16 protein-coding genes and 1 pseudogene are annotated in these 11,774 nt (G+C 60.3%); 8 read left to right on the top strand and 9 right to left on the bottom strand.

Features of this window, described 5'->3' with window-relative positions; genetic code table 11:
* Window positions 1–26 precede the first annotated feature (26 nt).
* The 4 genes from ABIB95_RS47450 to ABIB95_RS47455 all read left to right on the top strand — a co-directional run bounded on the left by ABIB95_RS47450 (window position 27) and on the right by ABIB95_RS47455 (window position 1,458).
* On the top strand, window positions 27–152 hold the full coding sequence (locus ABIB95_RS47450) for a hypothetical protein (RefSeq protein WP_502917971.1): 126 nt from the start codon (window positions 27–29) through the stop codon (window positions 150–152).
* A gap of 315 nt (window positions 153–467) precedes the next feature.
* A complete protein-coding gene (locus ABIB95_RS46585) occupies window positions 468–716 on the top strand; it encodes a hypothetical protein (RefSeq protein ID WP_014494430.1) in 249 nt (82 codons plus the stop codon).
* A gap of 346 nt (window positions 717–1,062) precedes the next feature.
* The gene (locus tag ABIB95_RS46590) at window positions 1,063–1,302 is read left to right on the top strand and encodes a hypothetical protein (RefSeq protein WP_354249127.1); all 240 of its coding nucleotides are present in this window, start codon (window positions 1,063–1,065) and stop codon (window positions 1,300–1,302) included.
* A gap of 9 nt (window positions 1,303–1,311) precedes the next feature.
* On the top strand, window positions 1,312–1,458 hold the full coding sequence (locus ABIB95_RS47455; RefSeq protein WP_502917970.1) for a DUF6894 family protein: 147 nt from the start codon (window positions 1,312–1,314) through the stop codon (window positions 1,456–1,458).
* Here the strand turns inward: ABIB95_RS47455 and ABIB95_RS46595 are convergent.
* The 4 genes and pseudogenes from ABIB95_RS46595 to ABIB95_RS46610 form a co-directional block, all read right to left on the bottom strand.
* Window positions 1,432–1,776, bottom strand: coding sequence for a hypothetical protein (locus tag ABIB95_RS46595; RefSeq protein ID WP_247310177.1), 345 nt, complete (start codon window positions 1,774–1,776; stop codon window positions 1,432–1,434). The genes ABIB95_RS47455 and ABIB95_RS46595 overlap by 27 nt on opposite strands.
* Window positions 1,776–2,866 (bottom strand): annotated as a pseudogene (locus tag ABIB95_RS46600) (IS5 family transposase). The gene ABIB95_RS46595 and the pseudogene ABIB95_RS46600 overlap by 1 nt, the downstream one beginning before the upstream one ends.
* A gap of 215 nt (window positions 2,867–3,081) precedes the next feature.
* A complete protein-coding gene (locus ABIB95_RS46605; RefSeq protein WP_354249128.1) occupies window positions 3,082–3,363 on the bottom strand; it encodes a hypothetical protein in 282 nt (93 codons plus the stop codon).
* Window positions 3,347–3,568, bottom strand: coding sequence for a hypothetical protein (locus tag ABIB95_RS46610; RefSeq protein ID WP_354249129.1), 222 nt, complete (start codon window positions 3,566–3,568; stop codon window positions 3,347–3,349). Before ABIB95_RS46610 ends, ABIB95_RS46605 begins: the two co-directional genes overlap by 17 nt.
* A gap of 1,375 nt (window positions 3,569–4,943) precedes the next feature.
* On the opposite strand from ABIB95_RS46610, the gene ABIB95_RS46615 reads away from it, so the two are divergent.
* Both ABIB95_RS46615 and ABIB95_RS46620 read left to right on the top strand, forming a co-directional pair.
* A complete protein-coding gene (locus ABIB95_RS46615; RefSeq protein ID WP_354249130.1) occupies window positions 4,944–5,294 on the top strand; it encodes a hypothetical protein in 351 nt (116 codons plus the stop codon).
* A gap of 131 nt (window positions 5,295–5,425) precedes the next feature.
* A complete protein-coding gene (locus tag ABIB95_RS46620) occupies window positions 5,426–5,620 on the top strand; it encodes a hypothetical protein (protein ID WP_085399371.1) in 195 nt (64 codons plus the stop codon).
* A 236-nt stretch (window positions 5,621–5,856) separates the two neighbouring features.
* Here the strand turns inward: ABIB95_RS46620 and ABIB95_RS46625 are convergent, their stop codons facing one another.
* Window positions 5,857–6,012, bottom strand: coding sequence for a hypothetical protein (locus tag ABIB95_RS46625; protein WP_161495767.1), 156 nt, complete (start codon window positions 6,010–6,012; stop codon window positions 5,857–5,859).
* A gap of 178 nt (window positions 6,013–6,190) precedes the next feature.
* Between ABIB95_RS46625 and ABIB95_RS46630 the strand changes: the two genes are divergently transcribed.
* Window positions 6,191–6,346: a hypothetical protein gene (locus ABIB95_RS46630; RefSeq protein ID WP_201266136.1), complete on the top strand. Its 156-nt coding sequence runs from the start codon at window positions 6,191–6,193 to the stop codon at window positions 6,344–6,346.
* Window positions 6,347–6,782: 436 nt separating this feature from the next.
* Here ABIB95_RS46630 and ABIB95_RS46635 read toward each other — a convergent pair whose 3' ends face one another.
* The 4 genes from ABIB95_RS46635 to ABIB95_RS46650 form a co-directional block, all read right to left on the bottom strand.
* Window positions 6,783–7,199, bottom strand: coding sequence for a hypothetical protein (locus tag ABIB95_RS46635; protein ID WP_354249131.1), 417 nt, complete (start codon window positions 7,197–7,199; stop codon window positions 6,783–6,785).
* A 1,263-nt stretch (window positions 7,200–8,462) separates the two neighbouring features.
* Window positions 8,463–8,675, bottom strand: a complete 213-nt coding sequence (locus tag ABIB95_RS46640; protein WP_354249132.1) for a hypothetical protein — start codon at window positions 8,673–8,675, stop codon at window positions 8,463–8,465.
* A 379-nt stretch (window positions 8,676–9,054) separates the two neighbouring features.
* A complete protein-coding gene (locus tag ABIB95_RS46645; RefSeq protein ID WP_354249133.1) occupies window positions 9,055–9,672 on the bottom strand; it encodes a LabA-like NYN domain-containing protein in 618 nt (205 codons plus the stop codon).
* Between the two features lie 54 nt (window positions 9,673–9,726).
* Window positions 9,727–9,861: a hypothetical protein gene (locus tag ABIB95_RS46650; RefSeq protein WP_354249134.1), complete on the bottom strand. Its 135-nt coding sequence runs from the start codon at window positions 9,859–9,861 to the stop codon at window positions 9,727–9,729.
* 456 nt (window positions 9,862–10,317) lie between these two features.
* Between ABIB95_RS46650 and ABIB95_RS46655 the strand changes: the two genes are divergently transcribed.
* A complete protein-coding gene (locus tag ABIB95_RS46655) occupies window positions 10,318–10,476 on the top strand; it encodes a hypothetical protein (RefSeq protein WP_354249135.1) in 159 nt (52 codons plus the stop codon).
* The last annotated feature ends 1,298 nt before the right edge of the window (window positions 10,477–11,774 follow it).

The following is an 11,774-nucleotide window of genomic DNA, read 5'->3' on the forward strand; positions in this document are numbered from 1 at the left end:
GAATAGGCGGCGCGCTCGCTGGCGATATGGCCCGAGATGCCGTTCGGACCCCAGGGGACGGCAGCCACCAGATGTCGATTGAAGTCCGGGACGACGGCGGTCCGGTGCTTCAGCTCAAATTCACATTCGAGGTCGAACAGCGCGGGCATTGAGGCCGCCTCCGTTGGCGGGCTGTGTTCCTTCTGTCGGGAACCCGAGTTCTGGTTTATGGTCCGGAGATCACCGCCCCGTCCGAGGCGCCCATTGGTGACTGAGAGTGCTTCATGCTCCCGCCCTCTATGCCAAGCGGAAGCCATCGGAATCAACGACCGACAAACGCTGGACGGAATTGCAGTCCTGATCGCATAGGCGACGGACGCAAAAGCCGTCGTCCATCCATTCCCGCCCAAAGACTGAGGACGGGCTATTTGTGCGGCGAGGTTTCGCCTTTCATAGCTCCTTGCTGGCATTCAGGCGTTCGCCGTTGCATGTTTGTCCCCATGGAGACGCGCGAAGACTTCCTGCTTAAGCTAGCGACGGTTTTGGATGACGTCGGGTCGAACCAGAAATTGATAATTCGGGACCGTTACATCGAGCGTGCGTTTGGCGGCACGCGTGCCATCGCGATTGCAGAGGCGGAGGTCTTTGCCCGGGCGCACGGCTGCACTTTTCGCTACAACCGCATCAAGCGCCAAGGAGAGTTCACCCGTGCTTATCCGGCAGGCGGCAGGGCGTGAGGTGGCTCGTCGAGAGCGCGGGCTACTGCTGGTCGTTGGGTGCGGAAAAGCAAGTCCGGCGGCCGGTTCACGCTGGCGGGCCAGAACTTCAAGTAAGCATCCAGACGGAGAAAACGACACAGAGGCAGCTTGCACCTATGAATGCGAGACCCAAAAAGAAGCGCTCGGCAAGGTCCATTTCCATGGCGTTCCCCTCCGGCTGCCCGCGATAAGTAACATTCAACCGAGGTTCCCGCGTTATCGCGTGGAACTTGTGTTCACTAGGGCACAGACCACGGAACTGCCCGCGCGTTAGGCTGCAACAACTCAAACCCAACGGTTAGGACCCGTAAGATCGAGGTGTGTCATGCAGCGACGCCGTCGTTTTAAACAAACTGTGTCCCTCGAAGAACGTCTTGCCCAAGAAGCCGCACGCTTAAGAGAGCTAGCCAAGAAGCTCCCTGCCGGCTTCGAGCGAGAAGCTCTCCTTCGCAAGGCCAGACAGGCCGAGACCGGCTCGCACTTGAGCGAGTGGTTGAGATCACCCGGACTGCAGCCGCCAGAATTGGAACACGCGAACATTTCTTCTATGCTCTCCCTCGAATGAGGGCGGCTTATGACCCGGTACTACTTCGACATCCGGGACGACACTGGTTTGTACCCGGACGAGGAAGGTCTGGAATTCGACACTCAGCAAGAGGCCGAGGTCGAAGCCGCTAGCAGGCTGTTGAAGAACTCAGCCGCGTTCGCAAACGAAGCCTGAATCGTCGCCATTATGTATGTAGAAGTGGCCGACGAGCCTGCCCGCAGCGCCGATCATAACCCATCCGCGACCGCAGGCCGGGTCATTCTCGTCGTGTCCTTCCCATGAGAACTCCGCGCAGGCCGAACCGTCTCGCGCGCCGTAGCGGACGTCGAGAAAGCCCTTCAGCGCTCCGAAGGCAATTTCGCCGTCGGACTTACCCTCGAAGGTGAGATGCGCCTCTTCGACAAGATCGAGGAAGTCGCTGTCCCAGTTGTCCATTTCGACGATGCGCCAGCGGCCGGCAAAGGCCTTGGCGAAGCCGGGTACCCTGGCCATCAGCCGGCCTCCGCTATCAGCTTCGGCAGCCGCACCAGATTGTAGGCGGCGGCAGCGAAGGTAAAAGCCCATGCGACGCGATCACGGCCACGGAAGCTCGTCTTCTCTTGCCCTGCGATCGTCTTGATCCAGCCGAATGCCTCCTCGATGCGCTTGCGAATGCGCTGGCTGACGGCATAACCGCCGTGTCGGGTCGTTCGCCCGTCGATCGCAGAGCTGCGGCCGCTGGTGTTCTGTGCAACATGCGGCGTCACGTTCATCGAGCGCAGCTCGTTGACGAAGTCTTCTGCATCGTAGGCTTTGTCGGCGCCAAGTGTGATCGCTGTCGGTCGGTCGGCACGAGGCTCAATCATGTGCAGCGCGGCCACCCGTTCGGCGTGCCCGTCCGCCAGCGTCAGGCAGGCATCGACCAGCAGGCTGTGGCGGTTCTCCATCAGCCATGCCCGATGAAGCACAGCTTCGTCTCCTTGCCTTTACCCTTGCGATAGAGCCTGGCATCGGGATCAGTGGTCGAAGCATGGGTGTCGTTCGAGCGTCTCTGGCCATGGAAGTCCGCTTCGGCATTGCGCCCGCCGCCTTGCGCCGGCGGCTCGCCGGAGCCGTCCTTCGGCTTGACGCTCTTCATCGAGGCCCAGGCCTCAATCAGCGTGCCATCGACCGAGAAATGATCGCTCGACAGAAGCTTCTTCACCTTGGGCTGCGCCAGCAACGCCGCGAGGAACTTGGCCGAGATGTCGCCTTCCAGCAGCCGGTCGCGGTTCTTCGAGAACACCGAATGGTCCCAGGCTGCGTCGTCAACGCCGATTCCGACGAACCAGCGGAACAGCAGGTCGTATTCCAGCCGCTCCATCAGAAGCCGCTCCGAGCGGATTGAATAAAACGCCTGCAATAGCATCGCCCGCAGCAGCTTCTCCGGCGGGATCGACGGCCGCCCAATCGGCGAATAGAGCGCGGCAAACTCGCGCTCCAGCGCCGAAAGCGCCTCGTTCACAATCGTCCGGATCGCTCGCAGCGGATGATCTCGCCGCACCCGCGCCTCCAGGTCAACGTAGCTGAACAGCTCGCCCGTTCGATTGTCGCCGCCACGCACGCACCATCTCCGAATCTCATCGGAGCTAATGAATCACGGTCATCGGTCGGCGGCGAGCGCCTTTTTCACAAGCCGCTAGGTCGCTTGCGAACTTGGCAAAGGACTTTGCCACCATACGGCAGGACGTTTCCATGGAAGTGAGGACAGAAGTTGAGCGGGTGTTTCAAGCCGCATTCATTTTCGACAGAAGTAGGACGAAGCAGTAAGGACGGTTCCTATTTGCGAGTCAGCAGATCTTCCCCGGGCGGCATCAGCTTCACATAGGTGCCGCTTTCATGCTTCGACAACCAGCCGCGCTGGATCGCGTACTTCAGCCCGGCGCCGAACTCGCGCCCGCTGCCCTCCAGCCCGATCATGAACAGCGCGTTGATCCGGTCGATGTAGATGCGGCCGTGCAGGACGGCCGCGACGTTGGCTGCGAGCTCGAGGAGCTTGCGCGCCGCCGCTTCCGGGACCGTGTAGGGCGTTGTTCGGAGTGCTTCATTGGCGTGTCCCATTGGCCGCCTGCGCGGCGGTGCTGCCGCTCTTGGCCTGGACGAAGGCTTGCAGCGCGGGCCAGAGGTCAATCCCTCCGCGCGCGGCTCGATCCGCCGGTGCATCCGCAATGTCCTCGGTTGTGTCGCGGGACCAACCTTCGATGGCGTTGAACGCAACCACCCGGCGCGGGTAGGCATATTGGCCAGATACAATATCCCGCAGCACCGTCTCTCGATAGGTGTCCTGTTCGTCCGTCTCTCGCTAGGCGCAGTCGGCTCAAGCCGGCACGATGGACGGCGAGGAACGCACGCTTACCCCGATACTACAGGCTGCGGAGAAACGGCCCCGGCTGCAGGGGCAAGGAAGGGGTAGGCCGGGGAGCCGGGCAGATGCTTCAGACCATCGACGGAAAGCTGTCGCCGGGGCGTCGGGGGAGAACGGCAGCTCGCAAAGCAAGAGACGCTTGTTGTCGAACTGAAGCGCCAGTCCCAAGAGACGACCAAAGCTGGGGCCGAACTTGATCGGATGCGCGCAGATCAGCCACTTCGGAATCAGGATCGACAACGTCTCCGGTCACGGCTGCAACCCTGACTATGCCTCTTCGCCGGTGCCTGGATCCAACGCGGTGGCGCTCCCTAGCAGAGCCGAGCTGCCGTATTGATCTCCAAGAGGGCGGAATGAAACTTTTGGTCAGGGAGGATATTGTGCTGAGGAGCCTGCTATTTGGGAGGCCGTCATATGGCAGACCCTGTTCGCCACCCGTGGACCTCAGAAGAGATTGAGAAGCTCAAGGCGATGGCCGGGAATCACCGGCGCGAAAAGATAGCCGCTGAATTAAACCGAGGCGCCCCGGCAGTGGCCCTCAAAGCGCATCAGCTCGGGATCTCTTTGCGATACCACGCTATGCCAAAGCGTCGACCATCAACAGCCGAGTCAGCGCCTGGCCAGTGACTCGATTGTTTTCGACCAGAAGGGCTCATTAAGAAGCTCCGCAAGGAAACTAAGGCCACCTCAGTTGGCGGCCTATTTCTTATGGGCAATTTTTGCGGAGTCGCTTGGGTCTCGCAATGAGCAAGCCAAGAATCTCCCGCCAAGTTTCAGGCGCGAAGCTATCCTCCGCAAAGCCAGACAAGCCGAGACTGGATTGCATTGTGCGAGGGGCTGCGGTTCCCGGGCTCGCACGCACCGAAGTGGCTCACAACGCAAACGACCGCTGTCGTCTACAGCGGCCCCTCACGCTTTCCGGGTTTCAATAATTCCGAAATGAAATAGCTTAGCCAGCCCCGGAATGCCACTTTGTCCCGGTTAACAAATCGTTTCTATAACCTATGTGAATCAGCGCCCCTAATTCTTTCGTGGAGGCCGCCTTGTTTGGCTTGGCCACCGGCGGCACTGCGTCTGAACATCCGGCCGGTTCACGACGTAAGGATTGCTCGGCGGTGTGGGGTTAGCCGTACAAGCGAAGCCACCTTGTGGCGCTCCGGCCCAGCAAGATTTCGGCGCGATCCACCATCAACGTGGTGGCTTGGAGAGCGGGGAGGTCCATAGGAACTTTCGGAGGTGCAACCCATTGAGCGGTCATTCAAGTAGAGGACCGCTCTTGAACCACATCGCCGTTATCTTGATCTTGCTCGTTGGCGGCTCTTCGCTCGCCTTGGCCCAAAGTACAGGTGGATCGAGCAGTGGCGGCTCGGCGGCGAGTGGAACTGCGGCCGCCGGCTCGAAAGGTTATGCGGGCGGCACCCTATCGACCGGGCATACCATAAGCGGCACTGCGGGCTACTCCAGTCCCAACGTGGGCAACGCGCTCAGCCACGCAGCAACCGGCGACGTGGATGCTTCCTCGGTTAGTCCGGCTCCAACTTCCCACGACAACGCGGTGGATACGCCCGCCGCCGAACGCGCCATAAAGAACCTGGGCAACACCGACATCGGCATTCTCAAGAAGTAATACATGCTGCGCAGCCTGCGCGAGGCCGAGCGTTTTCTTCCCTCGCGATCCTGCGAGGCCGATCGCGGCCCGGCAGGAATATAGGTGGAGGCATGTGGTTGTGTGCGCGGCCCTGACAACGCCGCATCCATTTGGCCGATAATCTCGCCGGGCGGTGCGCCGATTGCGGCTGCGGCGTTCAGTATCGCCCGCATGCGCCTGCCGACGCGCGCAAGCTGTGCTTTGAATGCGCGCTGCCGTCCCTTGAAGAGAACGACACCAAGCTCGTCACCACCCAGCGCATGGTCGAGGATGTCCACGCCTACATGCAAAAGAAGCGGCACTGATGATCACGGAGGTGCTCGCCCAGATCGAAGCGCCAAACTTTACCGCCGGGATCGTGCTGTTCGACGACGTGGTGGTCGAGACGGCACCCGTCGTCCGCTACATGCGGCGATCCTCAACCTGCACGGCATCTCGGATTTCGAGGCGCTGCATTCCGGCCAGTACAATGAGGAGGTGCAGTTCTACGCCTTCGACATGCTGGGGGAGGATGACGACGATCTGCGTCGGTTCAGATTGCTCAATCGCAAGACTCGGCTGGCATGAACGGCGCGTTGATCCGCTCGATATTAATGCGGCCATCCTGGACGGTCTCGACGTTGGCTGCGAGCTCGACGAGCTTGCGCGCGGCGGCCTCGGGATCGGCGTAGGGGCGGCCGTCGGTGTATTTCATCATCAAGTACCCGTGCCACGGCCGATTGCGGCCGTCCTGGAAGATCGATTGTCGAAAGCTTGCAGAAAACACTCAGTCCCAACGGTTATTTGGAGAACCCGGATTTAAGCGAACCGAATAGTTCCCTCTCGAGGAACGCTTGTGGGCTCAAAGCTTTTGTTTCAGTACACGGGAGAGAGACATGAGCAAGGAAACACCCAAAGACGATCCGCGGCAACAAGCCGAGCAGGCGACGCACAAGCAGACGGACAAGCCTTGGAAGGGCAATCCGGAGACGGAGCAGCGCAACGAAGCCAACCTCGATCTCGAAAACTGGCAGAAGACCGACACACACTAGGCACGCTTATGGCAGTCAACGCGGGAGACTCGCAATGAACATACGCCTATCGATAGCAGCAGCGGTGCTCGTCCTTTCGACTGCCAGTGCAGTTGCGCAGTCTACCGGCGCTCCGAGCGGACGAGGGGCGACCACGGGTGACCCCGCAGCAAGCTCGGCGGCGCCAAGTAAAGATCCGCGTGCCACCACCGGCATGTCCCCTGGTTCGAGCAGCGGAAGTGGAACGTCCACCTCTGGCGGCAAAGACGACAATGGAGATCAGGGCCGGGACAAAATGCCGGACAGCAACATGAATGTTAAGCCCCAAGACCAGCAGCCGCAAAAGCCGCACTAGGCGGAGCCTGCGGTTCTCCCGACGTGCGCAGCGGCTGACCACACGGGCGACATTGCGACGCGGCGGCTTCCGGATCTGCGTAGAGCCGGCTCTCGGCGTGCTTCATCGGTAAACCTTTCCTGCTTGCGCGGCGTAGATGGTAGCTCTCGGCCCCGGCTTCCAGCTGTCGAATGTGGTCCCGCAGATGCAGCGCATCAGCGTGTTTCTTATCTTGCTGTCGAGCTTCTCGCCACGTGCGCGCTTGGCTTTCATTTCAGCGCGCCAGTCGCGATCGTGGCGCCATTCGGCGAAGGCATCGTCGGCGATGCTCGGCTTTAGCTCCGACCATGCGGTCTCGAAAGCCTCGCGCGCGGCTTCGAAGGTGGCGGCTATACCCCTTCGCCCGGTGCCTGGCTCCATATCGGCGTGCACGGGCAGGCCGGCGCGCGTGCCGATCGCGCCGATGCGAACGTCGTTGAAATAGATGTGCCAAGTCTCCTCGTGCGGATTGTCGGCGCGGCGGCGGGTGAGGGTGGTCATTGCCCAGAGAATAGGGGCTCATGGAGAAGAGGGCCAGCCGCTGCTGCTTGCGGGCGCAAAAGGAGCGAGCCCAAGGAATTGGTCAAGTGGGTCGCGAAACCCGGGGCAGGCCGAAATCAAAGGTCTTCAGCGTGGCCGGGATCTATGGTCGCCGGAAATGCGAGTCAGTGGTGCGTCTCATCAAAAAGGGCCCCAGCTCAAATGGGGGATGAGCCGGGGCCTGGAGGTTACCCTCAACGAGCCTCGAGGGCGCCGGGAAAACTTGGCAAAAACCACTATGTTCCTGTCGCGGCGCGGACGGCAGGGCGGTCAAACCGGTGCGCCCAATTGGCTTAGGAACTCAATTGCCCACTTGGCCAACAGGCATAGGCATAAAATCCCGACAATAAGGAAGACAATTCCCCAGAACCGCTCCAGCCATTTAGGCCAGCGGTACGTAGGCTTCCATCGCCTCATGATCGATCCTCAGAGTATGACCTCATATTCAAACGCCACGCCCTTCCGCTCGGCAAACGACGCGCGAGCGGCGTCTTCGGTCGCAAACACCTTCAAATGGTTCCTTGTCTCCGACCTGCTTGCTTGTATCGACGTAAATCCAAACTCGCATGCTCATTTCCTCAGGGCGAGCGGGGAGGTGTCCGCCGAAACCACATCAAAGTCCCGATCGCATATTGGTGCAGACCGGAAGTGCCCAGACCGTAGCCAAACGGCTTATGACTGCGAACGGACCTCCATTGTTGCCTTCTTGCGTCCACAAGAGGTGGCACTTTTCTGAACCGTTCTCATGGCTTTGGGAGCCCTGATGTCTGGCCGCGATCAGCTCTATGATGTTGACGAGCAATCGACGGGCTTGTGGAGCACGTCGTTAGGCGACTAAGCAGCCACCGCCGGCGGTCGTAAACGACAGAACCCACCCTTGCGACGTGCACACCGTTGCCTGCGAGATTGCCGACCTCGCCGATATGCTGGCAATCCTTATGGGCAGCTCCGATGCCGAGAATGCAACGGACGGCGTGCGTCCTGGTTGCGCTTGAGAACGGCGCCAGAGCCGTCAAGATCATCAAAGAGGCCGCGAAGTGAGGCTGATCCAACTCAGCTCACGCGCTGGCGGTTACGGCTAGCGCTAGGGCGGCTAGATCGCCGCAGAACAACGAGGCCGCTTCATGCTGGCGGTGCCATAATGCGCTCGCGGTCGTCGGGCCGGATCGCAATTCAGAAGTTCAACTCCCGCCGGCTCACAAGGTCGGCGGGGTTTTCGTTGGACTAACCGTCTCGGCGCGGAATGCCGATGCTATGGCAAGCGAGTGCGAATGACTCTTTCGCCTCAGCATCTTCAAAGCAAAAGCGCTTTCCGACCTCTACGTGATCAATCCACCAATCGGCTTTGGCTCCTTTTGCGATGCGGGAAGCTTCACCGCGTAACAGGTCCAGTTGTCTTCCGGCAGCACGAACGATCAAAAAATTTTCCTTGGCCATGATGCGATCCATAAAATGCCTCAGATCGAAGGCCGCAGCAGGAGGACTCCTGCGGCCTAGAAAAAAATCCGGGTGAAAAGATCTAAGTGAAATATGCAGCCAGCCCCCGGTGAGATGATCCTACTGCAGCGCTTCCGGCTTGCTATATGATCCATTTCACAATCGGCCGGATGCTAAACAGCCAGGTTCACGCTGGCGAAAAGCAAAGGGCCGCTGCTCTGGGCGGCGGCCCTACCCACCAACGGGGCATCATTTGATGCTCCAGGAGAGCTCCGCGGGGGGATAATTCAAACGGCGCACTGTTTAGCTTGAAGCCCGAGACTGCTCAGCCAAGCGGCGTACAGCATTCATGTAGCAGCCCGTTTGATCTGCCAGCCAGTCACTCCGGCGGGTCATTGCCTTTCGGTTCTTGTAAAAACTTCGGCGGATGACCGCGTCCCTCGCCGCGGTCACGCGGGGCGGGGCGTTCGGACGGGTCGCGGCCGAGCTTGGATTGCAGCTCGACGAGGTCGGTGAAGACGTCGGCCTGGCGGCGCAGCTCGTCGGCGATCATCGGCGGCTGGCTCGCGATGGTGGAGATCACGGTGACCCGGACGCCGCGGCGCTGGACGGCTTCGACCAGAAAGCGGAAGTCGCCGTCACCCGAGAACAGCACCATCTGGTCGATGTGCTCGGCGAGCTCCATGGCGTCCACGGCGAGCTCGATGTCCATGTTGCCCTTGACCTTGCGGCGGCCGGAGGCGTCGATGAACTCCTTGGTCGCCTTGGTGACGACCGTGTAGCCGTTGTAGTCGAGCCAGTCGATCAGCGGGCGGATCGAGGAGTACTCCTGATCCTCGATGATCGCGGTGTAGTAGAACGCCCGCAACAGCGTCCCGCGGCTCTGAAACTCCTTCAGCAGGCGCTTGTAGTCGATGTCGAAGCCGAGAGTTTTCGCCGTCGCGTAGAGATTGGCCCCATCGATGAAGAGCGCGATCTTGTTTTCAGGGGACGCCATTGTGCTGTTCGCAGAAGTTAAAGTGATTGAATTGAGAGTAGAAGGATTTGCTCGCTAAGGACGAATGGGCAGGCGCGCTTTCTGGACATAGTCACGGGAGACGATGAGCGCCAGATAGTGCAACTTGAGTGGTTTGAATTCTGCCTGGAACCCAGCCTGCAGACCGCGGTTGTCTGTCAAAATTGTCATTGTCACTTTCCTGTTTGAGGTTGGTCGTGCCATGACGTCTGGCAATTTTGCCCTATACGAACTCTCCATCAGAAAACGGGGCCGCGCATGGCGGTGGTGTGTCTCAGATAGATGCGGAAACCTTCTGATGGGTGGAAGGGAATGCAGCCGCCCCACGGCGCAATACCTTGCCGCTAGAGCCATGTTCCAGCTGTTGTTAACTGCCCCGTATCGCACTCTAGAGAGAGAGAGATCTGACCCTCCTCGGTCGCTGCGCGGCAATCGACCTGATCGTCAGGAGAGGTTTCGATCCCCTGTAGCGGGGCCGAGGGGAGCATGGAGGGACGGCGAGGGCTGTCCTTAGCTCCGGGGTTGGACTCAAACCGACCCCCTGGCGGGCGCCGCGTCCCAGGAACGTTTACCCTAATTAGGAGTCCTACAGTGCAAACGATCCTGTGTTGCTCAGTGGATCGAACGATGGAAAAAGCAGTCGCTTACGCGATCTCGGCGGCTATCGCGGCCTTTGGCTTCTGGATACTTGTCTTCGGCCTATCCTCCAGTTCTCCCGCTTTATGGACGGTCGTAGCACTGGTGCCAATCACGATTGGTATTGTCAGCGCCTTTGGCCCAACGTGAGGAGATGGAACCGGCTATTAAGTCAGCTCCTGCATTTCCAAACCAACTTTCCAGGGCCGGCCGCGCGCGCCCCTTTGATGCATGTACCCTTTTCTGGACACCTAGCGTCTCGCCAATTCCGGACCGCCGTTGAGCCTTCGGAACTACGGTGGGACATGGGGCAGGCGTTCGTCGCGCGTCTCAGTTCTTTGAGATGACATTCGTGCCGGATTTAGCAAGGGTGATGGCGTGCCTGTCACTGATTGCTCATTTTTGATTCAGGAAAGTGAACGCAGGATCCGGGCTTCGTGAAGCTGAAGGGGCAATAACCAAAGACTGCTCGGCCGTGATGTCGACTTCCCAGAAGAGGGGCTCTACGCTTAGCTCGATGCTGTTTTCGGGCCGAGGTCCTGACCAGTCGATGGCGCGCACGGGGGCCGGCCAGTCGTGCGACTTGTTTTTTGCAGTCGGTATCCGCCGCTTCGGCTGTCGTTCCTTCGACGGGTTGCAGGGTCAGGTAGCGAGGTGTCCATAACAGGACAAAGGTTGCGCTTTGCGGGGCGGCCCTGATCATCTCGGCGAGCAAAGCCGGGGGATCGAAGATGAATGGCGGCGCATAGCGCGCCGCGGTGGGCGGATTGCGTTGTTCAGTCGTTCTATGGTGAGCGTGGCGTCGCCGCCGTCATGCTTGCGGTAATCCTCATCGAAAGGATGATAGCCATCGATCCTTGCCGGACCCGGCGGGGCGCACCTTTGCGCGCTCGATCGCCGCAGGCTTGCTGGCACCGAACGCGCGTGGCATCTCCGCAGGCAGGCACCGGCTGAACGGGCGTCGGCATTCTCGGGGGCGCACCGCATGGTGGCGAAGCTTGCTGGACCACCCGCCAGGCTGGTGCGGCACTTGTCCGCACCAGCACACACGCGGCGCGCAGGAGGGGCCGCTGAGGTGGATTGGCCCACTCACTGCATAACCTTTTGAGAGATTATTGTGTCGGTGGCCGCCACCTCTCTGGCGCGCGCTTGGCGCGGTCGAACCTAAAGGCCGGGGACGGGCTTCGACTGCCGGTCGTCGATCGCCCAAGTCGATCAAGATATCGCTGCAATCGAGGCGGGGCTGCAGACGCTCTTGGCCGGTTGGTAGGTAGCACCAAATAGCCGGGTTGCTTGAGAGCGACATCCCTTGGAGTGCCCCATCTCTAGCGACCTCAAGAGCCGGGGGCTGGGTGTCAATCGGCCCTTTAATTGCGGATTGATGTCAATTCTCTTTTTGAAGCCATTCGGCAAGACGGTAGCGCTCGCCCCGTCGGAGCGGGTCGGGT

It is taken from the genome of Bradyrhizobium sp. LA2.1 (genome assembly GCF_040547725.1).
In the GTDB taxonomy this organism is placed as follows: domain Bacteria; phylum Pseudomonadota; class Alphaproteobacteria; order Rhizobiales; family Xanthobacteraceae; genus Bradyrhizobium; species Bradyrhizobium barranii.

Coding starts and splice junctions, on each gene's coding strand:
- ABIB95_RS46605 (WP_354249128.1), bottom strand. CDS start 3,363: ATGGGACACGCCAATGAAGCACTCCGAACAACGCCCTACACGGTCCCG.
- ABIB95_RS46655 (WP_354249135.1), top strand. CDS start 10,318: ATGGAAAAAGCAGTCGCTTACGCGATCTCGGCGGCTATCGCGGCCTTT.
- ABIB95_RS46640 (WP_354249132.1), bottom strand. CDS start 8,675: ATGGCCAAGGAAAATTTTTTGATCGTTCGTGCTGCCGGAAGACAACTG.
- ABIB95_RS46590 (WP_354249127.1), top strand. CDS start 1,063: ATGCAGCGACGCCGTCGTTTTAAACAAACTGTGTCCCTCGAAGAACGT.
- ABIB95_RS46630 (WP_201266136.1), top strand. CDS start 6,191: ATGAGCAAGGAAACACCCAAAGACGATCCGCGGCAACAAGCCGAGCAG.
- ABIB95_RS47455 (WP_502917970.1), top strand. CDS start 1,312: ATGACCCGGTACTACTTCGACATCCGGGACGACACTGGTTTGTACCCG.
- ABIB95_RS46645 (WP_354249133.1), bottom strand. CDS start 9,672: ATGGCGTCCCCTGAAAACAAGATCGCGCTCTTCATCGATGGGGCCAAT.
- ABIB95_RS46650 (WP_354249134.1), bottom strand. CDS start 9,861: ATGACAATTTTGACAGACAACCGCGGTCTGCAGGCTGGGTTCCAGGCA.
- ABIB95_RS46585 (WP_014494430.1), top strand. CDS start 468: ATGTTTGTCCCCATGGAGACGCGCGAAGACTTCCTGCTTAAGCTAGCG.
- ABIB95_RS47450 (WP_502917971.1), top strand. CDS start 27: ATGGCCCGAGATGCCGTTCGGACCCCAGGGGACGGCAGCCACCAGATG.
- ABIB95_RS46625 (WP_161495767.1), bottom strand. CDS start 6,012: ATGATGAAATACACCGACGGCCGCCCCTACGCCGATCCCGAGGCCGCC.
- ABIB95_RS46595 (WP_247310177.1), bottom strand. CDS start 1,776: ATGGCCAGGGTACCCGGCTTCGCCAAGGCCTTTGCCGGCCGCTGGCGC.
- ABIB95_RS46635 (WP_354249131.1), bottom strand. CDS start 7,199: ATGACCACCCTCACCCGCCGCCGCGCCGACAATCCGCACGAGGAGACT.